The organism is Gordonia sp. GONU (assembly GCF_024733855.1).
Taxonomy (GTDB): Bacteria; Actinomycetota; Actinomycetes; order Mycobacteriales; family Mycobacteriaceae; genus Gordonia; species Gordonia amicalis.
The window spans coordinates 44,268-66,920 of the sequence record NZ_JANRHB010000026.1; the positions used below are offsets into that span (position 1 = coordinate 44,268).

The 22,653-nt window shown below is 67.0% G+C and carries 19 protein-coding genes, 1 tRNA gene and 4 pseudogenes; 14 read left to right on the forward strand and 10 right to left on the reverse strand.

Annotated elements, in window-relative coordinates:
- Nucleotides 1–162: 162 nt before the first annotated feature.
- Both NWF34_RS19075 and NWF34_RS19080 read left to right on the forward strand, forming a co-directional pair.
- The gene (locus NWF34_RS19075; protein WP_258325803.1) at nucleotides 163–1,449 is read left to right on the forward strand and encodes a DNA polymerase III subunit delta'; all 1,287 of its coding nucleotides are present in this window, start codon (nucleotides 163–165) and stop codon (nucleotides 1,447–1,449) included.
- A gap of 181 nt (nucleotides 1,450–1,630) precedes the next feature.
- Nucleotides 1,631–1,813, forward strand: a complete 183-nt coding sequence (locus NWF34_RS19080) for a hypothetical protein (RefSeq protein WP_024499531.1) — start codon at nucleotides 1,631–1,633, stop codon at nucleotides 1,811–1,813.
- 66 nt (nucleotides 1,814–1,879) lie between these two features.
- Here NWF34_RS19080 and NWF34_RS19085 read toward each other — a convergent pair.
- Nucleotides 1,880–2,047 (reverse strand): annotated as a pseudogene (locus tag NWF34_RS19085) (alpha/beta fold hydrolase); the annotation flags it as partial.
- A gap of 433 nt (nucleotides 2,048–2,480) precedes the next feature.
- On the opposite strand from NWF34_RS19085, the gene NWF34_RS19095 reads away from it, so the two are divergent.
- Complete coding sequence (locus NWF34_RS19095) at nucleotides 2,481–3,047, forward strand: hypothetical protein (protein ID WP_258325804.1); 567 nt, start codon at nucleotides 2,481–2,483, stop codon at nucleotides 3,045–3,047.
- Between the two features lie 463 nt (nucleotides 3,048–3,510).
- Here NWF34_RS19095 and NWF34_RS19100 read toward each other — a convergent pair whose 3' ends face one another.
- From NWF34_RS19100 to NWF34_RS19125, 6 genes are all read right to left on the reverse strand, one after another.
- A complete protein-coding gene (locus tag NWF34_RS19100) occupies nucleotides 3,511–4,938 on the reverse strand; it encodes a PE-PPE domain-containing protein (RefSeq protein ID WP_258325805.1) in 1,428 nt (475 codons plus the stop codon).
- Between the two features lie 341 nt (nucleotides 4,939–5,279).
- Nucleotides 5,280–5,355, reverse strand: a tRNA-Thr gene (locus NWF34_RS19105).
- A 171-nt stretch (nucleotides 5,356–5,526) separates the two neighbouring features.
- Nucleotides 5,527–6,378, reverse strand: a complete 852-nt coding sequence (locus NWF34_RS19110; protein ID WP_258325806.1) for a triacylglycerol lipase — start codon at nucleotides 6,376–6,378, stop codon at nucleotides 5,527–5,529.
- Nucleotides 6,379–6,425: 47 nt separating this feature from the next.
- Nucleotides 6,426–6,851 carry a VOC family protein gene (locus tag NWF34_RS19115; protein WP_006435059.1) on the reverse strand — a complete coding sequence of 142 codons (426 nt, stop codon included), beginning with the start codon at nucleotides 6,849–6,851 and terminating at the stop codon, nucleotides 6,426–6,428.
- Nucleotides 6,852–6,911: 60 nt separating this feature from the next.
- The gene (locus NWF34_RS19120) at nucleotides 6,912–7,406 is read right to left on the reverse strand and encodes a helix-turn-helix domain-containing protein (RefSeq protein WP_024499526.1); all 495 of its coding nucleotides are present in this window, start codon (nucleotides 7,404–7,406) and stop codon (nucleotides 6,912–6,914) included.
- A 51-nt stretch (nucleotides 7,407–7,457) separates the two neighbouring features.
- Nucleotides 7,458–8,039, reverse strand: a complete 582-nt coding sequence (locus NWF34_RS19125) for a hypothetical protein (RefSeq protein WP_258325807.1) — start codon at nucleotides 8,037–8,039, stop codon at nucleotides 7,458–7,460.
- A 217-nt stretch (nucleotides 8,040–8,256) separates the two neighbouring features.
- On the opposite strand from NWF34_RS19125, the gene NWF34_RS25480 reads away from it, so the two are divergent.
- The 4 genes from NWF34_RS25480 (at nucleotide 8,257) to NWF34_RS19150 (ending at nucleotide 12,478) form a co-directional block, all read left to right on the forward strand.
- Nucleotides 8,257–9,138 carry a hypothetical protein gene (locus tag NWF34_RS25480; RefSeq protein ID WP_375295691.1) on the forward strand — a complete coding sequence of 294 codons (882 nt, stop codon included), beginning with the start codon at nucleotides 8,257–8,259 and terminating at the stop codon, nucleotides 9,136–9,138.
- Between the two features lie 47 nt (nucleotides 9,139–9,185).
- Nucleotides 9,186–10,373, forward strand: coding sequence for a hypothetical protein (locus NWF34_RS19135; RefSeq protein WP_258325817.1), 1,188 nt, complete (start codon nucleotides 9,186–9,188; stop codon nucleotides 10,371–10,373).
- Between the two features lie 620 nt (nucleotides 10,374–10,993).
- A complete protein-coding gene (locus tag NWF34_RS19145) occupies nucleotides 10,994–11,701 on the forward strand; it encodes a hypothetical protein (RefSeq protein WP_258325809.1) in 708 nt (235 codons plus the stop codon).
- A 105-nt stretch (nucleotides 11,702–11,806) separates the two neighbouring features.
- Nucleotides 11,807–12,478 carry a VOC family protein gene (locus NWF34_RS19150; RefSeq protein WP_258325810.1) on the forward strand — a complete coding sequence of 224 codons (672 nt, stop codon included), beginning with the start codon at nucleotides 11,807–11,809 and terminating at the stop codon, nucleotides 12,476–12,478.
- A 3-nt stretch (nucleotides 12,479–12,481) separates the two neighbouring features.
- On the opposite strand, the pseudogene NWF34_RS19155 reads toward NWF34_RS19150, so the two are convergent.
- Nucleotides 12,482–12,992, reverse strand: a pseudogene (locus NWF34_RS19155) (GntR family transcriptional regulator).
- A gap of 101 nt (nucleotides 12,993–13,093) precedes the next feature.
- On the opposite strand from NWF34_RS19155, the gene NWF34_RS19160 reads away from it, so the two are divergent.
- The 4 genes and pseudogenes from NWF34_RS19160 (at nucleotide 13,094) to NWF34_RS19175 (ending at nucleotide 16,218) form a co-directional block, all read left to right on the forward strand.
- On the forward strand, nucleotides 13,094–13,843 hold the full coding sequence (locus NWF34_RS19160) for a phosphonatase-like hydrolase (protein WP_258325811.1): 750 nt from the start codon (nucleotides 13,094–13,096) through the stop codon (nucleotides 13,841–13,843).
- 45 nt (nucleotides 13,844–13,888) lie between these two features.
- A pseudogene (locus NWF34_RS19165) lies at nucleotides 13,889–14,077 on the forward strand (phosphonate ABC transporter, permease protein PhnE); the annotation flags it as partial.
- A complete protein-coding gene (locus NWF34_RS19170) occupies nucleotides 14,053–15,066 on the forward strand; it encodes a zinc-binding dehydrogenase (RefSeq protein WP_024499518.1) in 1,014 nt (337 codons plus the stop codon). The pseudogene NWF34_RS19165 and the gene NWF34_RS19170, both read left to right, overlap by 25 nt.
- A 37-nt stretch (nucleotides 15,067–15,103) precedes the next feature.
- Nucleotides 15,104–16,218, forward strand: a pseudogene (locus NWF34_RS19175) (TIGR03364 family FAD-dependent oxidoreductase).
- Between the two features lie 42 nt (nucleotides 16,219–16,260).
- Here the strand turns inward: NWF34_RS19175 and NWF34_RS19180 are convergent.
- On the reverse strand, nucleotides 16,261–17,457 hold the full coding sequence (locus NWF34_RS19180; RefSeq protein ID WP_051349647.1) for an NADP-dependent malic enzyme: 1,197 nt from the start codon (nucleotides 17,455–17,457) through the stop codon (nucleotides 16,261–16,263).
- Nucleotides 17,458–17,723: 266 nt separating this feature from the next.
- Between NWF34_RS19180 and NWF34_RS19185 the strand changes: the two genes are divergently transcribed.
- The 3 genes from NWF34_RS19185 (at nucleotide 17,724) to NWF34_RS19195 (ending at nucleotide 21,857) form a co-directional block, all read left to right on the forward strand.
- Entirely contained in the window at nucleotides 17,724–18,374 is a 651-nt protein-coding gene (locus NWF34_RS19185) for a GntR family transcriptional regulator (RefSeq protein WP_258325812.1), read from the forward strand.
- Nucleotides 18,371–19,636 (forward strand): MFS transporter, encoded by a 1,266-nt coding sequence (locus NWF34_RS19190; protein WP_258325813.1) that lies wholly within the window; start codon nucleotides 18,371–18,373, stop codon nucleotides 19,634–19,636. The genes NWF34_RS19185 and NWF34_RS19190 overlap by 4 nt, the downstream gene beginning before the upstream one ends.
- 103 nt (nucleotides 19,637–19,739) lie before the next feature.
- Entirely contained in the window at nucleotides 19,740–21,857 is a 2,118-nt protein-coding gene (locus NWF34_RS19195) for a DUF6541 family protein (RefSeq protein ID WP_258325814.1), read from the forward strand.
- Nucleotides 21,858–22,006: 149 nt separating this feature from the next.
- Here NWF34_RS19195 and NWF34_RS19200 read toward each other — a convergent pair.
- Nucleotides 22,007–22,653, reverse strand: a 647-nt coding sequence (locus NWF34_RS19200) for a 13E12 repeat family protein (RefSeq protein ID WP_258325815.1), incomplete at its 5' end; no start/stop codon positions are given.

Below are 22,653 nucleotides of genomic sequence, written 5' to 3' on the forward strand. Positions count from 1 at the left end.
AGAATCGGCCACGGCGTATGAACCAGCCATCGGCCAAGGTGCAGGACCTTGGACCATCGCGACCGCTGTTCCACCACGGAGACTACGGTAGCTGGCTGCTTGCAATCGTTAAACACGGTTCCGCACCGTTGGCGTGTCCGAACTGCGGTTTAGGGTGTCGTTGTGACCAATGTCTTTGATCGGCTGACCGGCCAAGAGGCGATCGCGGCCGATCTGCGTGCCGCCGCCCGGGCCGCGCGGGTCCTCGCACAGGGGCTCGACGCGGGCAGCACCGAAGGTCTGTTCCTCCCCGACGACGAGATCCCGGGTGTCGATGCGGGATGGTCACGCGCGTCGATGACGCATTCCTGGCTCTTCACCGGACCGCCGGGGAGCGGCCGTTCGGTGGCCGCGACCTGTTTCGCGGCCGCACTGCAGTGCCAGACCCCCGACTCCGCGAACGTCGGCTGCGGCGAATGCCGCGCCTGCGTGACGGTCATGGCCAAGACCCACGCCGACGTCCGACACGTCGTGCCCGAAGGCCTGAGTCTCGCGGTCGGCGCGATGCGCGACATCGTGCAGGCCGCCGCACGACGCCCCGGAACCGGTCGCTGGCAGATCGTCATCGTCGAGGACGCCGACCGTCTCACCGAGCAGGCAGCGAATGCGCTCCTGAAGGTCGTCGAGGAGCCGCCACCGCGCACGGTGTTCCTGTTGTGTGCGCCGTCGGTGGACCCCGAGGACATCTCGGTGACCCTGCGGTCGCGATGCCGGCACGTCGCGCTGGTGACGCCGACGACCGCCGACATCGAACGCGTCCTCGTCGAACGCGACGGACTCGACCCGGAGCAGGCCCACTGGGCGGCGTCGGTCTGCGGCGGTCACATCGGTCGCGCCCGACGCCTCGCCACCGATCCCGACGCTCGTTCCCAGCGCGAGAAGGCGCTGGCGCTGGCACGGGCGGCGTCCCGGGATTCCACCGCCTACGCCGCGGCAGAGGAGTTGGTGCGGTCGGCGGAGGCCGCTGCCAAGGCGATCAGTGCCGAACTCGACGAGGCCGAGACCGAGCAGATGAAGACTGCGCTCGGCGCCGGCGGAACCGGCAAGGGAACCGCCCGGATGCCTCGCGGCAGCGCCGGCGCGCTGAAGGAACTGGAGAAGCGTCAGAAGTCGCGGGCCACGCGCGTCGGACGCGATGTCCTCGACCGTGCCCTCGTCGACCTCGCCGCGCTGTTTCGTGACGCGCTCGTCGTCGGGGTCGGGGCAAAGGTGACCGCGATGCATCCCGACAAGTCCGACGACATCTCGATACCCTTGGCCGGCTATGCCCGGCCCGAGCAGTTGCTGTCGTGCGTCGAGGCCGTTCTCGACTGCCGGGAGGCGCTGGACATGAACGTGAAGCCCAAGTTCGCGGTCGACGACATGGTCGCCAGGATCGGGTTGGCGCTCAAACGCAGGGTTGACGCCTGACGCGGTTCGGCGAGCGCCACCTCGACGTCTTGTCTGCTCGTCTCGGCGATGCCGTACGTGACCAGCAGCGTGGTGACCCATCAAGGAGATCGATGAGGAGAACCCCGTTCTGAAGAAGTGGCCGGCCCTATCATGGGTGGACGGTCGCGGGCCGTGCAGTCGATGAGCAAGGGAGCAGGCGATGTCCGACTTCATCCGCAAGATCAAGGAAGAGGCCAAAGCCGTCTCGGCCGCCATCGACCAGGAACTGACGGTCCTCGAAGGGGTTCCGGGGTACGACCCGCTGGCGGATGAGAAGGACGTGGAAGCCGCCGCCGACGAGCCCACCGCCGCCGACGAGGCCGAGGGCGAGCCGAGCAGGTAGACATGACGCACCGGCCGCCGGGTGGGGTCTCCCGCCCGGCGGCCGTCGTGCGTCATGGGCCCGGCTTCACTTCTGGACGAACCGCAGCAGGGCCTCGTTGACCTCGACGGCGTGCGTGCACAGCAGTCCGTGGGGAGCATCCTCGATCTCGACGTACTCAGCCGCCGGCACGGCTTCGTGGAAGGGCCGGCCGGTGGCGTCGATCGGCAGGATGTTGTCCGCGGTGCCGTGCACATGGGTGCACGCGGTCGGGATGGACAAGGTGCGCGACGCGCCGGAAAGGCTACGGGCCGCCGAGACTTGCCGCGCAACTGTCGATCCTGGCGGAGGGGGCCCAGACGACCGCGGCGATCGCCGGCGCCGCACAGGCTGCCGACGACGCGCGGAGTGCCGCCGAAATCCTGATCGATCAGGCTCTCAATAAATTGTCACTTGTTCGGAGGAATGGTCCGCCAAGCAATTAGTGGGTCATTTGAACCAATTGTGGAGGCATTCTGGTCGATTGATCTATCCGGAACGAATTTGGGCCATGATCGGTGATTGTTGAAACGGTATCCCGCCGAATCTCTAATTCGGTCTGCTAATGTTCCCGAGTAATCAATCCGTTGGAGAGTGCCTTCGGCACATGTTGACGCGCAACGGATCAGGGGCTGGGAAAGGTATGTGGATGCGATTCACGAAGGTGGCGACAGTAGGAATCGGGGTGGCGGCTGCGGCTGCGATGGGGTTCTCCGGATCGGGAGAGGCATCGGCAGCGCTGCTTCTGTCGTCGTCGTACCCTCACACACAATCCCTCAGTAATGGCACGGTGGCCGTGAAGGTGACCAACAAGACGTCGAAGACGGCGACGTGCTGGCTGTCCGTCCACAAGGCGAGCGACGAGACCGAACTCAAGATGCGCGCCACCGCCGTCAACGCGATCATCGCCACCGGCATCGAGTCCGGGGTGCTCGACAGCGCTCGCGAGGACGCAGCCGAAGGTGCGCTCAAGGTCGTGTGGAACGGCAAGAGCATCGCCGAGGACGGCTCGTCGACCGGACAGTGGGCCTCGGGTCGGACCGACACGTCGTATGCGATCTACCAGGAGTGCACGACCCCCGATCCGATCCTCGGCTTGACGATCAACGGCCTCGCGCAGGTCTACACCGTGACCGGAACCGGCAAGTCTCCTGACTCGCCTGACGATTCGGGCAGCGGCAGCCTCGGAGGTCTGTTCGGCGGACTCCTCGGATAGTTCCTCGGACGGTGGGAGATCGGCGGGCCGAGATCCCTTGACCCCCCGGCGTCAATGTCACATCGCTGCTTTGGGTACGTCGTTGTGCCCGCACGAAATCAGACACTCAATTCCCCGACGTTGTCGATCTTGTCGGGGCGCGCCTACGACACGTGTTGTAGGGCAATCAATCACGTGTACGAAAAGGGAGCAGATGCGGTTTTCGCGGATGGCGCTGGCCGGGATCGGAGTGGCGGCGGGAGCCGCGGTGGCATTCACCGGGAGCGGAGAGGCTTCGGCGGCGCTGCTCCTGCCGTCGTGCAGGTCTACAAGGTGACCGGAACCGGTAAGGCTCCCGATAACCCGGGTGGTGGCGACAGCGGTGGTGGCGGCACTGGTGGTGGTGACACCGGTGGTGGCGACTCGGGCAACGGAAGCCTGGGAAATCTGTTCGGGTCGAGCTGATCCACTGGCCGGTTGGGGATCAGGCGGCCTCGCGGCCCGTCGAATCCCCACCGGCCGAGCTTGTTTCGGCGGAGTCCGACTTCTCCCGGTCCATCCCGGCGCTCGATGAGTCGTCACCGCCGGTCGGCGAACCGGAGTCCCCGGCTCCGCTGTCTCCGGAGTCCGGTTTCTCCGAACCCGAGCCCGAACCCGAACCCGAACCCGAATCCTCAGAGTCCGGCGCTTCGGTGCCGCCGGGGCGGTCGTCGGCATCTCCGCTGCCGGGCTCGCCCTCGCCGCGGTTATCTGCGGGCGTCCGATCGTCGGTGGGGACGTCCTCGGCCGGCGGCGGAACGATCTCCCCCGGCACGAACCCGCCGGATCTCGGCGGGTCACCCGGCTTCTCCGCGCCCGTCGCCACCTCGGACGGAACGGTGACGGTGTAACCATCGCCCGGTCGGTCCTGCTTGACCGAGTCCACTGCCGTCACCGGCACCGCTGCGGTGTCGGGGTTAGGTGCCTGGGTCGGGTAGTAGGCCTCGGCGAGTTCGTCCCAACGAGCGAGGTCGTCCTTGTCGTAGGTGATCCCGAGCTGGTCGTGGACGGCAGCCACCAACAGCGCCAGGGGATGCGCGGCGTCGTAGACCAGGTATGTCGTGTTGCCGCTCTTGTACTCCTTCGGGTCGCCCAGTCGCTCGACGTCGCCGTACGTGTGCGGTCCGGTGCCCGAGTGGATGGTGAGGAAGCCGGCCGCATTGACGATGAGCGACGCGACGGGCCGGTACGACACCCACTGGAAGTTGCTGACCGGGTCGCCGACGATGATCACCGACACGACCTCGACCTTGCCGGTGGCCTCCGGGTCGCGTGCGCCGTTCGCCTCGATCCCGGCCGCCTCGACGATCGGCTTGAGCCACGGCATGGCGTCGAGCCAGGCCTTGATGCCCCAGGGGCTCCGCGGGTCGGAGACCAGGACGACCATGTCCTTGCCCGGGACGAAGAAGTCGTCGTCGTAGGCCCGTGGGTTCTCGGCGGCATCGCCGAGTACGTCGGCGCCCTGCGAATAGCCGGTGTAGACGACGAACGGGCGGTCCTCGCCCATCTCGGCGAACGCGGCCATCACGGCCAGGTTCTGGTTCATCGCATGCTCTTTGGACTCGTCGTAGCCGGGCGAGAACGGAGCGATGGTGTTCGAGCGGCCGGCGATGACGGGTCCAAAGGACTCGGTGTAGTTGACGATGAGGGCCTGGCGGTTGCCGGCGTACGGGAGATTGCGCGGCATCAGCATGGTGTCGTCGGTCCCGGGTGTGACGACCATGATGGTGTCGTCGGGCAGGTGGGCGAAGATGTCGCTGGTGTTGTCGTGTTGGGTGGCTTCGCGGACGACGTCGCGGTCGATGAGGGATTCGACCACGGCGGTGACGTTCGTCGAGGCGACGGCGATCGGCACGACGGTGGCGAGAGACAATGCGCTGATCGTCAGCGAGGTGGCTGTCGCTCGCGACGGTTTACGAGGTGTTATGGCAGTCCGCGCCGGTTGAGACCGGTGCTTTCGTCCGCGACGTGCCCCCAATTGACCTCCTACAGTCGCATGGAGTGTACGGAGCAGTGGGCTCGGAGTCTGTCATCCGAACGGATTAACGGGGCATACCTGGCACCGAATTATCTTTGCATCGCTAAGGGTTTAGCGGGCGGAAGATTCACTTGAAGGGCGGAAGAGGCTTCGGGTGTGCCTTCGGTAGTGGCGTGAGGCAGTGAATCTGTCGATGCGGGGAAGCGTCGTACGAGGGTCGAATCGTACGATCCTGGTGGAGCCGCCCAGGGGAATCGAACCCCTGACCTATTCATTACGAGTGAATTGCTCTACCGACTGAGCTAGGGCGGCGTGCTACGCGAGGCAGCGCAGACGAGTCTAGCGAGTCGATCGCCCGCAACAAAAACCGGCCCAGCTGTGCCGCCCCGCGCGTCGCCGCGCAGAATCGGCACCTGCGCGAAGAAGCGCCGGTCACAGTTGACGAACGCGCGTTGACCTGGAGATTCTGTGGCGGGTCGGGGGTCAGAACGGGTAGTCGGAGCCGCACACCACCGGCACACGGTGGTCGGGGTCGAGCGCATTGCGGACGAGTGCGGCGACGGTCGGGGAGTAGGCCATGCCGACGTGACCGATCTTCGACGCCGGGCACACGTCCTGGACCAGTGTGTTGACGACGTTCGGACCAGGTGTCATCAGCGTGACCTGGTACGGCGTCGAGATCTCGTCGTACCTGGTTGCGAAGTTGACGTAGTCGATCGACGGGTGCCGCGGGCCCCAGTAGCTCTGGCCGGGCGCCCGCGCCGGGAGTCGGTCGGTGATCGAGCCGACGCGGGAGAACCCCTGGTGTGATGCCGACAACGCGACGATGGTGTCCACCTGTGCGGCGCGGCCGGGGAGTTGGGTCACGAGCTGGGCGATCGCTCCGCCCTGGCTGTGGCCGATGAGGTCGACCTTGGTGGCGCCGGTGGCGGCGAGGACCTTGTCGATGAACGGCGCGACCTGACGCGCGGATCGTTCCTTGTTGCCGAGGCCGCCGGTGGTGCCACTCCACGACGCCTGACCGTAGGTCGTGCTGAAGACGCAGTACCCGGCGTTGGCGAGGGTCGGGGCGAGGTAGGCCCAGTTCGCGCTCTGGTTCATCGCGGTGGCATGCAGCAGGACGATCGGGTCGCGCCCTTCTCGATCCCGGCAGCCGAACCGGTTGCTGCCGGCCGGCGACTCGGTTGCCGGACCCAGGTAGTGCGCGGCGATCGCCTCGTCGGGATTCGTGGTGACCGGGAAGGGCGCGGCCTGCGCGGCGCCCGGGACGAGCAGCACGCAGGCCGCGGCAAGCGCGGTCGCGGCGGCGGCGAGGCCTGATCGGAGACGGCTCATGGGAGCATTGTCGCCCACGACCGTCGGCGCGACAGGCACTCTCGGACCTACGCGAGAATTTCGGCCATCTGCGTCAGGCGGATGCTGTTGCCCGACGGGTCCCGGAAGCCCGCGTCGATCCCGTATGGCCGCTCTTCGGGCTTCTCGGTGAATTCGACGCCGCGGGCGGACAATGCCTCGTAGTCGGCCCGGCAGTCGTCGGTGGTGAGGAAGACGGTCCCCGCGAAACCCTTGGACATCAGGCTGTGGATCTCACCGGAAATCTCGGCCTCGAAGGCAGGCGGACCGGGGATGTCCATCAGCACGATCGAGACGTCGTCCTGTCCGGGCGGGCCGACGGTGAGCCAGCGGAACCCGCCCATTTCCGGGAGCGAGACGTCCGAGCGCACCTCCATCCCGACCTTCGTCGTCCAGAATTCCAGGGCCTCGTCCTGGTCATGGACCCACAGCTGAGCGCTGGCGATACGAATCATGGTGTGCACCTTTCGGATTGGTTCGTGTTCGGGCGTGTTCTCCCGGTGGTGGAACCAAAGTTACGGCCGCGCGGGTGCGGCGGTCTTCTTCCCGTGTGCTGTCTTCGGAAGCTGCTCGGCCGGCGCTGCGGACGGTTCCGGACGTTCGACGCGACTCGACGGTCCGGGCCGCGAGTAGACCCGCAACACACACGCGGGTACGTGAGCATAGGTGGCCGCGGGTGGGAACGAATCACGGTACGCGGTCGGCGTCTTGCCGAATGCGCGCGTGAAGCTCGTGGTGAACGATCCGACGCTCGACAGTCCCACCGACATGCAGATGTCGGCCACTGTGCGATCCGTCGACCGCAACATCGCTGCGGCCCGCTCGAGTCGCCGGGTCTGCAGGTAGGAATGCGGGGATTGGCCGAATGCGGCGGTGAACGCGCGCGAGAAGTGTGCGCGGGACAGCTTTGCCGCGGCGGCCATGTCGTCGACGGTCAGCGGTTCGGCGAACCGGACGTCGGCGAGATCCTTGGCGCGCAGCAGGTGGCGCGCCGGATGTGCGCTGGACATGGATTGATTATGCCGATCCCGCGAGGACCCCGCGCACTGTTCGACCGTCGGCTAGGTGACATCGCGACGGAGGAATTCGACGCCGCGCGGGGACAGTTCGTAGCCCACCTCGAGGCTCTCGGTCAGCCCGAGTTTCTTCAGCTTGGTGACGTCATTCTTGAAACCTGCTCGGTCCCTGCCGAGTTCGACCGCGAGTTCGGTGGACACGACGCCGGGCCGGCGGGCGATGATCGCGAGGGTGTCCCGTGTCCAGGGTCCGTGTTCGGAGCGAGTGTCCATTCGATCGAGCCGCGAACGGATCTCCGCGACAGCGTCGTCGGAGAGATCGTCGTCGGCGCGCAGTGCGATCCGGGGATCCTCCCCGATGCAACGCAGTCCGATCCGGTAGGTCGGATTATCGGTGTTGACGCACAGCGTCGCCCGTATCGCATCGGCGTTCTCGTAGCCTGCCCGGCGGGCGTCCTCCGTGCTGATCTGCGCGGGATCGACTCGCTCGAGGGACGTCACCTCGATGACGTGTGTCAGGGCGATGAAGCTCGATCCGGGACGGATGCGGGGACGCCCCCAGCGACGGAAGGCGAGGTCGACGGAACCGTCGGCGACCCCGCGGGCCACTGCAGCTGTGAGAAGCACGTCTCCGACCGTAGCGAGCGCGTTGGGGTCGCGCTGAGAGTCGGGATGAGTGTCTGTCGTGCCTGTGGATGACACCTGAGATGTTGCTGAGAGCTGTTGTAGGGTGACCCGAGATCAGCGACGGCAGTGCCGGCGCCACGGGGGGATCTTCCTTTGGTGTCGTGTCGTCGCGTGCACAACTGACAACGACGATCACCAGCCGGGGGGAGGGGGTCTCATGGTGCTGCAGCGTCCGCAGTCTTTGTGGTTCCCCGACGTTGCCGCCTGGCCGTCCTCCGGTGCCACGCCGGCGGTCGATCTGGCCGCTCACCTGGCTCGATTCCGATCCGTCGACGCAGTTCAGAGCGATGCCGGCGGCACGGCCGTGGCGGTGCTCGGCGCTTTGGCCACTCCTGTCGGGCGATCGGTGACGAGGGGTGAAACCCCCGTGGCCGCGGTTCCCGAGAAGCCCTCTTCCGATCTCGACTCCTTCCTCGCCGAGGCCGAGAGATCGGTCCGCGCGAAGCGAAAGGCCGTGTCCGGCATCGCTCCCGGGTGGAGCCGATTACTGGGTTCGGGACCGCGGATCGCGGGTGCGGCAGCGGCAGTTCTTGTGATTCTGACCACAGGCGTTGTCGCAATCTCGATGACTGGTGCCGACTCCGGACGCTCCGCCGTGGCTGTGGAAACCTCCGAATCCGCCTCGCCGACCGAGGGGCCGACGACGTCGGCGGTCGCCCGCAACCCGGCGTGTGCGCAGCGTCCCGTCGGGTCGGGGACGACGGTGTCGAACGACGACGAGAAGGGCGACCAGGAGTCCGGTCCGGGCGCGATCCGCGCGTTCAATCACGGCTACTACGTGCTGCGCTCGGCGAAAGCCGCTCGCGCGGTTGCCGCCCCGGGTGCCGTCGCCTCCGAGTACGTCATGCAGCAGTACATCGATCAACGCCCGATCGGCACGCGGCACTGTCTGAAGATCACCGAACGGGCTCCCGGTGAGTACTCCGTCGTGCTCACCGAGTTGCAGCCCGACGCGGCGCCCATCACCTATCGCCAGGTCATCCGCACGTCGACGACCGGCGGCAAGACGTTCATCCAGTCCATCAGGTCCGTCGAATGAGTTCACGCGCAGCGTCATCGGGAGTCGCGCAGAAAGGTTGTACCGAGATGTCTCAGAGTCGTGGTCGGCATCGTAGGCGTCGGAGGCCGAGCGGTCCGGTTCTGTCGGTGACGTCTGCTGTTGTGGCGGTGTCGATCACGGCTGGTGCGGGTGCGGCGTTTGCTGTTCCGGAGCAGGGTGGTACCGATCCGTCGGATTCGGCGCCGGGTCAGGGTGGTACGAGTCCGTCTGATGTTGCGCCGGGTGCTCCGGCTCCGGGTGACACGGTGGTGCAGCCTGTGGTGGTGCCGGGTCCGGGTTCGGTTCCGGGTCCGCCGGTGGAGGCTCCGTATCGTTCGTACGACGATGCGAGTTCGTGGAGTTATGAGCGGCCGTATTCGCCGGTGATCACCAATCCTGTTGTGCCGCGGGTTGCTCCGCCGGTGCGTCCGATTGCGCCGCCGCCGGACAAGATTCGTGTGGGCAACTTCGTGACAGATATTCCTGAGGGTCTGTCGGACAAGGATGTGAACTCGATCAATGCGTGGTCGGCGTATGGCGAGGCGAAGATTGCTCAGGGTTTGATCTCGGTGGGTGTGCCGGAGGACGAGGCGAGTCGTCGGGCTGCTGCGACGATCATCGGTGTGATGGCCGGTGGTACGGCAGGTGCTGTCGCGCTGGGTATTCCGTCGGCGGTGGTTGGTGCTGTTGGTGGAGCTGGGGTCGGAGCGATCGCCGGCGCCGTCGTTGGTTGCGTCTTCACATATTGCGCTACCTCAGGGATCGATTCGCTCGCCGGTGCCGGGATCGGAGCAGCCGTTGGTGGTTTCGGGGTGGGGGCAGCGGGTGCCGCGCTCGGTGCGGCGGTTGGTGGTACCGCGGGCGGTTTGTTGGCGTACTCGCTCGGTGCTGGTGATCCGGGTGCGAACCCAGATGAGCCGTGGCGCCAGAACGGGCCGCGGCATGCGGCGCCTGAGCCTGATGGAGTGAATCAGTTCGAGTTCCATTTGTCGTCCGAACAAGCGCGCCGGTCGGGTCTGCCTGCGGTTGATTATGTGGTCAATCATCGCGGCGACGTGGACGTCAAGGTTGGGGCATCGGCGGTGAAATGGTCTGCTGCGCAGGCCAGGTCGCCCTATTCGGTCTTTGGCGAGGGCGCAGAGAAGTCCGTCCGGGACTGGACCAGGGCGCAATCGGACGGCTTGAAGAACGCCATCCCCGGCAGTGAAGTCCTCTGGCCGACGGAGAATGAATAGTCCTATGACGAGCGCTAGAGAGAAGAGCATGCGACGGACAAGTGGAGGATTGAGATGAGAAGACTGTTCATCGGATTGATTGCTGGAGTTAGCGTGATCGTGTCCACCGGCATAGGGGCGGGTGGTGCGGCCGCTGCGCCCATCCCGAACATCGCGCTCTACGGCCATAATCTCGCGACAATGGGAGACCATTCCCTGTGCCGTGGCACTGTCAACCTCGCGATTCACACTCCACAGAACAAGCGCGGCGTGGTTCGTGTGACTGCACGGTCACTCGGATTCGGTGGTGACGGCGCCAGCTGGAAACGAAATCCAAAGTGCCGAGTACTATTCCAGACGACTTACACCAGTCTTCGGGGCTATGCACTGCACAAATGGGTGCCAGCAACGTTCGGTCCCCGTCCCGGTGAGAAGACAGAATGGGATGTCCCGACCGGATCGGGTCCGGCGACCATCGGTATCACGACGTACGCGGTGAACAATCCGGTCAGGACACCCACAGGTGGTCTCGTGGGTTTCCACATGCTTGTCCCGTAGAAGTACTCGTGTGTCAGATGACGAGCCTGCATGAACTCGCTTGACCACGGCAACCAGCCGCGAACTCCGTACCCTGATCGACGATGACTGGCCTGATACAGCCGCGCGACGGCGACCCGCAATCTTGGGATGAGCGGGCCGTCGTCGTTTGTGGAACCGCGGGCGGGGTCGGCACGTCTGTCGTGTCGGCCCTCCTCGCCGAACATCGCGCCGCGTCGACCCTCGGCCTGCTGTCGTGGTGGGTCGACGCGTCCGGCAACGACTGCGACATCGAGCTCCGACTCCGCGGAACCGGCAACGTAGAGTTGCTGCGCACCGCGTCGGGCACTGGTCTCTGGCTGCCTCCCGAGGAGGCGGCAGTCACCGACGCTGTGGTGGAGGTATGGCGGCAGGGCGCGGTGCCGGTCGTCGACGCCGGGGCGCACCCGCTCACGCTGCTGCCCGAACTCGCCGAAGACGACCTCCCGAACCTCACGCCGGTGCTCGTGATCAGCCCACGACCCGACCTGCTCAACCGGGCACGGGTCATCTTCACCGAATGGGACCGCGCGGGGGTGCTCGAGCGCACCGTCGTCGTGATCGGGTCCCAGCTTCCGGTGCCACAGCAGAAAGGCCTCGCGGACATGCTGGTCGGGGTCGTCTCCGGGGCGGTCGGCACGGTCATCGGCCTCGACTACGACCCGGTCATCGGCGCCGGGACCGCGCTGGACCAGGACGCTCGACGCGGGTTTCTGCCTGCGACGGCCGAGGCGATCGCGAAACTGGCCGCAGCGACGTCGAACCAGCGCTGACAACGTTTCCACAGTGCGGGCTGAGTGCCGGAATCCGGCACTGAGCCCGCACTCTGTGTCAGCACCCCTTTCGCATCCGCGGTCCAGCAGGCAGCATGGGGGAGTATGACCGGCTCAACACGCAGTCCGCTGTCCCGTGCCCAGGCAACCGAAGCCGTGCCCGATCCCTGGCGGGTGATCGGGTACAAGCTCCAGGCGGCCTATCGCACCGGTTCGATGGTGCGGGGTCTCGAGTTCATCACCAAGATCGTCGACGCGGCCGAGGCGGCGAACCACCACCCCGACATCGATCTGCGCTACGGCTCAGTGCATCTCGTTCTCACAACGCACAGTGCCCACCAGCTGACCGAGGCCGACGTCGCACTGGCGAACCGCATCGCGGGCATCGCGATCGAGATGGGCCTCGAGTCGTTCCCCGAGCCCGCCGGCCAGTTCGATGTGGGGATCGACGCGCAGGACATCGAGGCCATCCGACCGTTCTGGAGGGCGGTGCTCGGCTATTCCGACGCGGTGGGTGACGAGTCCGTCGATCTGATCGATCCTGCCGGACGTCTGCCTGCCGTCTGGTTCCAGCAGATGGATTCGCCACGACCGGAACGCAACCGGGTGCACTTCGATCTGTGGGTGCCCCACGACGAGGTACACGAACGCCTGCAGGCGGCGATCACCGCGGGTGGCCAGCTACTGACCGATGAGTACGCGCCCGCGTGGTGGGTTCTCGCCGACACCGAAGGCAACGAGATCTGCCTGTGTACCTGGCAGGAACGGACCGACTGACGGTCAGTCGGGGTGCATCGTCTGGTTGAACGCCATCCGGTCGCCTCGATGGAGTGAGCGGCGGAATTCGATGGGAACGCCCTGGTCGTCGTACGACTGGCGCCTCAGCACGAACATCGGCGTACGCGTCGACGTGTAGCAATGCCGCTTCGCGCGCGTCGGGGAGAGTGGTCTCCATCGTGTCCTCCGTTCTGCCGAAATTGATTCCGCGCCTCGCAAATTCGGCGTACAGCGACGACGATACCTCGAAGTTCGGCTCGAGATCGGGATACCGGTGGGCGGGTAGACGGGTCGTGTCGAGTCCTATCCGCACGCCGGCGGTGGTGATGATCCTGCCGTCGAGCAAGAGTTCTCGGAGTGCTTGACGAATGGTCTCGCGGGACACCGAGAATGCTTCGGCGAGTGCACGTTCCGCAGGGAACGGATCGCCCTCGACGAGATCTTCCAGCAGTCCTTCGAGCCGTGATCGAACCACCTGGTGCTTCAGAACACGCGGCCGCTCGAACAGATCCATGCTGCCGAAGATCAAGACTTGGTCTAGACCAAATGGAAGCCGAGTGTTCATCTGGAGTTCGGAGGAACCACCCGAATTGGGCTATACCAAAGGTGAGAGTTGTGCGCATGCAGACTTCAGGCAGCATCCGCACACCGAACTCGGAGGTCATCGACTCGACTGTCCCCCAGTACATCACCAGTCCCGTTCAGCTGGTCGTCTTCGACATGGCCGGTACCACCGTCGTCGACGACGGTCTCGTCACCCAGGCCTTCGAGGCAGCCGCCACCGCGGTCGGCGTCCCCGAGGCGGGAGAGACACGTGAACGCGCCCGCAAGTACGTGCTCGACACCATGGGGCAATCGAAGATCGCGGTCTTTCGTGCCCTCTTCGGCGCCGAGGGTGCAGCCGAAACCGCCAACGAAGAGTTCGAACGCGCCTACGGAGAACTGATCACCCGCGGAGTCGAACCCGTGGCGGGGGCTTCCGAAGTACTCGCCGGTCTTCGCGCTCGGGGCATCGCGACCGCCTTCACCACCGGGTTCAGTCCCGCGACGCAACAGCGAATCCTCAGAACTCTGGGATGGACCGAGGCCGTGGACCACGTCCTGGCACCTACCGCGGGCCTGCGCGGCCGGCCATACCCGGATCTCGTACTCGCCGCGGCCCTGACCGCACAGGTCGACGACCTGGCCAACGTGATCGTCGTCGGCGACACCTCCAGTGATATCGAGACCGCCCGTCGTGCGCGCGTCGGCCTTTCGGTCGGGGTCCTCACGGGCGCACACGACGAGGCCACCCTCCGTGCGGCCGGTGCCGACGCCGTGCTCGCCTCGGTCGCAGACCTCCCCGCGCTGATCCCCGACTCCTGAGCACTCCCTTCCCCAGAATCGCGTCACCCCATGATGATTCGCCGGCTCCTCGACGTCGACATCCGCACGTCCACGGTCCTCGGCGTCGTCGGTGCCGGCGGTATCGGTCTCCTGCTGTCCGAGTCGATCCGCACGCTCGGTCTCGAGGTCGTCTGGGCGATCGTGATCGTCATCTTCGTCATTGTGTTCGCCATCGAAAGGTTGCCGGGATGGATACGTTCGAAACAGGTCTGACCCGTGCGGCCGTGTGGCGGGGCGATCGGATCGACATCGTCGAGATGCCGCTGCCCGCACCGGGGCGAGGAGAGATCGTCGTCAGAATCCGACTGGCGACGGTCTGCGGCAGTGATCTGCACACCGTCAGTGGGCGTAGACAGTCGCCGTGCCCGTCGGTCCTCGGGCACGAAGCGGTCGGCGAGGTCGTCGCAGTCGGCGCGGGCGCACCCGCGCGGGTGGGCGACCGGGTCGTGTGGTCGGTCACGGTCGCGTGCGGTGAATGCGACCGCTGCGGGCGCGGGATCACCGCCAAGTGCCGGCGAGTACGGAAAGTCGGTCACGAGTCCTTCGACAGTGACTGGACGTTGTCGGGAGGCTATGCCACACACATCGTGCTGCCTTCGGGTACCGCGGTGGTCAGGGTTCCGGAGCATCTCGGCGACGCGGTGGCCGCTCCGGCCGCCTGTGCGACGGCCACGGTCATGGCCGCGGTCGAGCGCGCCGGCGACATGTCGGGCCGCAGGGTGTTGATCGGGGGTGCCGGCATGCTGGGTACGACCGCCGCGGCGGTGTGCACCGACCGCGGGGCCCACGCGATGATCGTCGACCCCGACCGGGTCCGACTCGGACAAGCGGTCAGCTTCGGAGCTCTGCTCGACGACGGCGAGATGGTCGATGCAGTACTCGATTTCACCGGTGCCGCGTCGTTCATCCGGGAAAGCCTTCCGCGGCTGGCGATCTCCGGGGCGCTTGTTCTCGCCGGGTCCGTCGCCCCGGGGCCGTTGCTGGAAGTCGATCCGGAGCAGATCGTCCGACGCTGGTGGACGATCACCGGCATCCACAACTATGAGCCACGCCATCTGCGGGAGGCTGTCGCCTTTCTCGGCCGCACGGTGGACCGTCATCCGTGGTCGGAACTGGTGACCGATCCGCTACCACTCGAACAGATCGAGACCGCGGTGCGGTCGGCCCCCGGCCGCAAGCTACGCGTCGCCGTCGCGCCGTAGACCCCGAAACCGATGGGAAACGAGAGGATCTGAATCGATGCGCGTGATCATCGTCGGAGCCGGAATCACCGGAACCGCGCACGCCTGGATGGCCGTCGAACGAGGTCACGACGTCGTTCACCTCGACCGTGAGCTGGAGGCGCGGGGCGCGACGGTCCGCAACTTCGGTCTGGTGTGGGTGTCGGGCCGGTCGGCGCCCGAACTGGAGACACGCTGCGGTCGCGCGTGCTCTGGGAGGAGATCGGGGCACTGGTTCCGGCTGTCGGATTTCGCGCCAATGGGTCGATCACATTGCTGCGCAACGCTGCCGAAGTGGCAGTCGCAGAGGAGGTCGTCGCCCGCGAGGATGCGGACCGCCGCGGCTTCCACCTCCTCACGAGAGCCCAGGTCGCCGAGGTCAATCCCGCCCTTCAAGGCGAATACCTTGCCGGACTGCACTGTACGAGCGATGCCGCGGTCGAGTCACGACAGGCGATGCCGGCTCTCCGAGCGCATCTCGCGCGTTCGGGGCGGTATACATTCGTGCCGGGTGTGGAGGCTCGCGACATCTACGGGACCTCTGTGCGTGACGACGCCGGCACGGTTCACGGCGGTGACTGTGTCCTGTTGTGCCCCGGGGCAAATCACCGCGGTCTTCTGCACGAGGTGTTCGGCGAACTCCCGATCCGCCGGGTGCGGCTGCAGATGATGCAGACGTCCCCGCTCGGGCAGCGGCTGACGACCTCCATCGCCGACGGCGACAGTCTGCGTTACTATCCGGGGTTCGCCGGGACGGCGCTGGACGAACTGCGGCGAACCGAGCCGCAACGACCGATCGCAGCCGAGCAGGGCATGCAGTTGCTGTGTGTTCAGCGGCTCCACGGCGGGCTGACCATCGGGGACACCCATGAGTACGAGGAGCCGTTCGCGTTCGACATCGACGAGGACCCCTACGCGCATCTGGTGGCGGTGACGGAGGGCCTGCTGGGCAGGGCCCTACCGCAAATTCAACGACGCTGGGCCGGTGTCTACAGCCAGTGCACCGAACCCGACCGCATCGTGTGCCGGGAGTCGATCGCCGACGGAGTCTGGGCCGTCACCGGACCCGGCGGGCGGGGGATGACGCTGGGGCCCGCCATCGCGGAAGAATCTGCGGGACTGATGGGCTGGTAGCGGCCTGGCGCCGCGGTGAGCGGCGCCAGGCGCAACCTTCGATCAGGAGCAGAGACCCTCGTCCTGCGCGGCCTTGGCGACCGCGGCCGCGACCGCCGGTGCGACCCGGTCGTCGAGCGGGCTGGGCACGATGCGATCGGCGCGCAGGTCTTCGGCGGCGACCGAGAAGATCGCTTCTGCCGCTGCGATTTTCATGCCCTCACTGATCCGGCGGGCGCCGGCGTCGAGTGCGCCCTTGAAGACGCCCGGGAAGGCGAGCACGTTGTTGATCTGATTCGGGAAGTCACTGCGTCCGGTCGCGACGACGGCCGCGTACTTGGCGGCGGCCTCGGGGTGGATCTCGGGATCGGGGTTCGACAGTGCGAACACGATCGCGTCGTCGTTCATCGACGCGATGATCTCCTCGGGGATGAGGCCGGCCGAGACGCCGATGAAGACGTCCGCGCCCTCGAGGGCCTCCACGGCGCCGCCGGTCAGACCACGCGGGTTGGTGCGGCTCGCCAGATCGGCCTTCGACTCGTTCAGGCCGTCGCGTCCCTCCGAGACGATGCCCTTCGAGTCGAGCACGATGACGTCCGAGACGCCCACGGCCAGGAGGATGTTGGCACATGCAACGCCCGCGGCGCCGGCGCCGGAGATCACCACGCGCAGGCTGGTGATGTCGCGGCCGAGGTGCGTCGTCGCGCCCTTCAGGGCGGCGAGGACGACGATGGCGGTGCCGTGCTGGTCGTCGTGCATGACCGGGCAGTCGAGGGCCTCGATCACGCGGCGCTCGATCTCGAAGCAGCGTGGCGCCGAGATGTCCTCGAGGTTGACCGCGCCGAAGCTCGGACGCAGACGGATCAGGGTCTCGACGATCTCGTCGGGATCCTTGGTGTCGAGGACGATCGGGATCGAGTTCAGCCCGGCGAAGCTACGGAACAGTGCGGACTTGCCCTCCATGACCGGCAGCGACGCACGCGGACCGATGTCACCGAGACCGAGCACAGCCGATCCGTCGCTCACCACGGCCACCAGACGGTCGGTCCAGGTGTACTTGTTCACCAGGGTGGCGTCGGTGTCGATCGCGCGCGACACCTGGGCGACGCCCGGGGTGTAGGCGATCGACAGGTCGCGCTGAGTGTCGATCGGCGAGCGCAACTCGACGGACAGCTTGCCGCCGGCGTGCGCCAAGAAGATCTCGTCATCGGTGATCGGCAGATCGGCAATGGCCGGTTCGGTGATCGGGGTGTCGCCCATACGTGTGTCCTCCGTGCTTGTCACGGTCGGGTCCTCCTGAATGCCGCGAAACGCGGGTTGCATCGTCTCGCCGGCCACGCTGCCCGCGAGCTGTCGAGATCCGCATCGACGCGAGCGGGTGGCTCCGCGGACGCGATCAGGGCTCGTGAGCGAGGGTGACGCTCGTTACGGCCGCATCAAGTGTCTCACCGATGAGGACCGTCATGGAAGTCGGGTCTGCCCTGGTGATGGCACCATCAGGCATTGGTAAGGTACAACTTGTGTCTATGTCGCATGCCTCTGCTGAATCCGCTGCTGAGCGGGTATATGCCGAGGTCAAAGAGCAAATTCTCACAAATGAGATCGTCGGCGGTGAGCTGATCAGCGAGGGTGAGATCGCTTCGAGGTGCTCCGTGAGCCGCACTCCCGTGCGTGAGGCATTCCTGCGGCTCGAGACCGAGGGGTGGATGCGGCTCTACCCGAAGCGAGGAGCGCTCGTGGTACCGATCGGAGACCGCGAGAAGCGCGACGTCGTCGACGCCCGACGTCTCCTCGAAGGTCACGCGGTCCGCGCGGTCACCTCCCGGCCCGCCGCCGTGGCCGAGCTGGCCGCGCGATTGCGAGCCAACCTCGAGGCGCACCGGCGAGCGGACACGACCGACGTCGCCGAGTTCTCGCGGCTCGACGCCGAGTTCCACCAGCTGATCGCCGCGGCCGGCGACAACCCGCTCCTCGCCGATTTCTACACGACGCTGGGCGAGCGGCATCGCCGCATGACGATCGCCTCGGTGCACCGCGACGCCGGGGTGGCCGCCCGCATCATCGCCGACCACCTCGACCTCCTCGGCGCCATCGAGTCCGCCGACGCCGACCGTTTCGAACACCTCTTGGCGGGGCACCTCGCCGGTGTCCATGACCTCCCGGGAGAACCCGCATGACCGACAACCGCCGCCGCTTCGGATGGCCCGCGGTCTCGCTGGCCGTCTTCGCGACCGCGTGGGGCGGTAACGAGTTCACCCCGCTGCTCGTCATGTACCGCCAGATCAGCGGTCTTTCGCCGGTCGTCGTCGACGCCCTGCTGTTCGCATATGTCCTCGGCATCGTCCCCGCACTGCTGATCGGCGGACCGCTGTCGGATCGGTTCGGACGTCGTCCCCTGATGCTGCCGGCGCCGGTGTTCGCGGCGCTGGGCTCGGTGTTGCTGGCCGCGGGGTCGCAGTCGGTGGAGTTGCTGACCGTGGGACGCATCTGCAGCGGCGTCGCGCTTGGACTGTCGATGGCGGTCGGCGGCAGCTGGATCAAGGAACTGTCCGACCGCGACGGTGCGCGAGCCGGGATCGGAGCCGGACGTGCGGCGATGAGCCTGACCGCCGGCTTCGGAATCGGCGCGGGTGTCGCCGGCGTGCTCGCCCAGTGGGGCCCGTGGCCGCACGTGCTGCCGTACCTGGTGAACATCGCCGTCGCGGTGTGCGCGGGAGCTCTTCTGACTGTCGTGCCCGAGACGCGTTTTCCCAGCCTGTCGCCCGGCCGCCTGCGCGACGACCTGCGTATCCCGGCCGCCGGTCACCGACGGTTCATGTTCGTGGTCCTGCCGGTCGCGCCGTGGGTCTTCGGTGCCGCCGCGACGGCGTACGCGATCATCCCGGCGCTCATGTCGGCACGGACCTCCGGGGCGCCGATCGCCTTCGCCGCCCTGTGCTGTGTCCTCGGACTCGGCGCCGGGTTCGGCATCCAGTCGGTGGGACGGCGCATCGATGTGCCGGGCAGTTCGCGCGGCGTGGTCGTTGCGCTCACGACCCTCGTCGCGGGCATGCTCGTCGCCGCCGTGGCGGCACACGTGCTGACCGTGTGGCTGTCACTGGTCGCCGCAACCCTGCTCGGCTGCGGCTACGGGATGGCCCTGATCGCCGGCCTGCTCGAGGTGCAGCGCATCGCCGGTCCGGACGACCTCGCCGGTCTGACCGCGGTGTTCTACAGCGTGACCTACCTCGGCTTCGCCGTCCCCGCGGTCCTGGCCTGGATCACCGGGACCTGGACGTCGATCACCTACACGGAGATGTTCGTGTTCGGTGCGGTCGCAGCCCTGGTCTGCCTCGCCGTCGCGGCGTCCGGGCACTCGAAGCATCGCCCGGAGGTCCTCCCGGTGTCCGACGGGCAACCGATGCCCGACGAGAGCGTCGTCACCGGACAGTCGCACTGATACGACGCCGGGTACCCTGCTGAGTGTTTGGTCGGGGCCCGGCAGGGAGTGGAAACGGGTCCCAACCGCGGGGTGACAGGCGAGTGTGGAAAGGCGCGGGGTGATGGTGCTGGCTGCGTGGGTCGTGATCGTGTCCGCGCTGGTGCTGATCCTGCCGGGTGCATTCGTAGGACGCCGGATGAACCTGCCGTGGCCGGTGGCGCTCGCGGCGGGACCGGCCATCACGTTCGCGCTGGTCTCGATCCTCACCGTGCTGTACTCCGCGGTCGGCTTCGTGTGGAACCCGATCTCGGCGCTCGTGGGGCTGGTTCTCGCTCTCGCGGTGGCGTGGGCGTATTCCCGCCTGCTGCGCACCGGCGTCGCACGACGGTTTGTGCCGGTGCCTGCGGATACGAACGAACCAGGAGTCGGGCGTACCGCGATGCTGCGCGTGGTCGCCGGTCTCGGTCTCGGCGGGCTCATCATCGCGATCACCTGCATCCGGCCGGTGGCCAAAACCGCATTCGCGGGACTCGACAACATCTCGCAGGTGTGGGACTCGTTGTGGCACGCCAGTTCTCTGCGGTGGATCCACGAGACCGGGATCGGTTCGGCCCTGCGCATGGGCGAGCTGATGAACTACGACACCCACGGGTTCAACTACTACCCGAACACGTGGCATGCCCTGGGCGCCTTGCTGTTCCCGTTGACCGGCGCGAATCCGGTCGAGTTGTACAACACGTATTCGCCTGCGGTACTGGCGGTCACGGTGCCGCTGGGGGTGGCGTCGCTGGCCTACTGGTTCGCCCGACACCGCTACGACGTCGACACCTCCGCTCTCATCACGGGTACCGCTGCCGCCGTCGCCGCGCTGTTCCCGTCACTGCCGTACGTCGAAGTGCAGCTGACGTCGGTGCCGAATGCGGTTGGCGTGAGTCTTGCTCCGGTCGCGGCGGTACTGGTTCTCAGCGTGGTCCGCGACTGGTCTCGTGTGCTACCGGCCGCTCTGGCGGTGGCCGGTGTGACGGCCACGCATCCCTCCGGTCTGATCCTCGTCGGCGTCATCGTGGGACTGTGGTGGCTGTGTGAGGGCCTCTGGCGACCGGCGGTGAGCCGTGTGGGTGATCTCGCGACCCTCGCGGTCACGGCCGTCCTCACGCTGATCCTGATCTTCCCGGTGGTCCTCGGCACGATCCGCGTCGCGGACACCAACGAACTCCCGTTCTTCGACTTCCGTGAGGAAGGGATCGGAATACTCGACGGCCTGGCGCAGGGTGCGTTCAACGGCACGATCCCGCTGAATCTCGATCACTTCCCGGTCTGGCCGCTGATCATCGTGACCGTCCTCGGCCTCGGGGTCCTGGCCTGGTTGCGGTGCTGGGCCGGACTCGCGGCGTGGCTGGTCTTCGCGCTCGTGACGGCGAACTCGGTGGTGTCACTCGGCCCGCTGTCCTACCCGCTCGGCGCCATCGGGGGCTACTTCTACAACTCGCCGCACCGACTCACCTTCGTGGTCGCCATCTTCTCGGCGGCGGCCGCAGGTGTCGCGATCGGCGTGGCCGTGGTCGCCCTCATCGGCGTCATCGGGCGGCGGTTCGGGCCGTCCGACGAGACCTCCACCACGGGCACGAACCGCGCCGGTTGGGTGGTCGCGACCACGTACGTGGTGTTCCTGGCCCTGATTGCCGGCGCCGCGGTGGTCCGCTACCCGCCGAACGCGCAGATCGCGTCGAAGGAACGGGGCGGCAAGTACATCGGCCCTGACGACCTCGCCGCCTACGCATGGCTCGCATCGCAACCCGACGCCCAGGACGTGCTCGTCCTCAACAATCTCGACCAGGGCACCGGGTGGCTGTACCCGGTCACCGGCGTCACCCCGATGTTCCCGTTCTACCGGGCCAACGAGTTCTCCGAACGTCAGCGCGACGTCTTCTGGGGTGTCGCGAAGATCGGCGCCGACCCCGCAATCGACCAGATCGTCCGGGACATGAACGTGCACTATGTGATCGACTCCCCGACGAGCTATTGGGAGTTCCAGCGCGGTCGACCCGACCCGGAGAACGGCCACCAGGGCGACCCGTTCCTGGAACTGCGCGAGAACGGGGCCCCCGGTCTGACCGAGGTGTTCCGGCAGGGCGAGGCCGTCGTCTACCGCGTCAACGACCTGGTGTACCCGCCTGCGCCGGTGGAGGGTGTGCCGGCTGTGGGCGTCCCGCCGGTCGAGGTGCCGCCCGCGGGCTGACCCGGGACGAGGTCGTATGTGGTCCGGCGTCCTCGGCTTTGGTGCGAGGCCTGCTCGTCGCGCCGCCCTCCGCGAGCATCGGGCTCCCTGCTTTCGATCGGTGTGACGTTGTGCCCGGATTCCGGGCACAACGTCATACCAATGCCATCTCAGCCGCGCGGGTATGCGGCGGCGAGCATTATCGAGGCGAGGGTGGCTTCGGCGTCGGAGGCGTTGCGCAGGTCGATGATCTGGCGCAGGTGCAGGCGCGGCTGATCGCCGGACGCCGGGTCGGGTCCGTGGATTTCGGTGCGCACCTGGTGGAGGTGCTCGGTGAACCGTCGGGGTATGTCGGGTCGCCGGTTGATCCGTTCGGGATTCGGGGGCGCGCCGGGTTCGGCGTTGAGTTGCCAGGTGCAACGGCCTTCGTCGGGTCCTTCCCGCACCATGCGGGTGGTGTATTGTCCGGGCTGGTCGCCGACCATGCGGTTGTGTTTCGGGCATGCGGGGGTCAGGTCGGTGATGTCGGTGAGCCCGCCGAGACCCCAGTCGAGTTGGGCGTGATGCATTTCCACGTGGGTGGCGGGGATGCGGCAGGCGGGGTTGGAGCAGACCTCGCCGTCGGGGCGGGCGAAGGACACGAGGCGTTGTTCGCGGGTGGCCAGGCGTTTGCCGCGTCCGAAGTAGAGCGGGACGGCGGTGGCGTCTTTGAACACCGCCAGCCAGGGTTGGGCGTCGGCGGCCATGTCGATGAGGTCGGGGATGGGGATCAGGGTGCCGGTGGCGGTGGTGGCGAACCCGGCTTCGCGGATCAGAT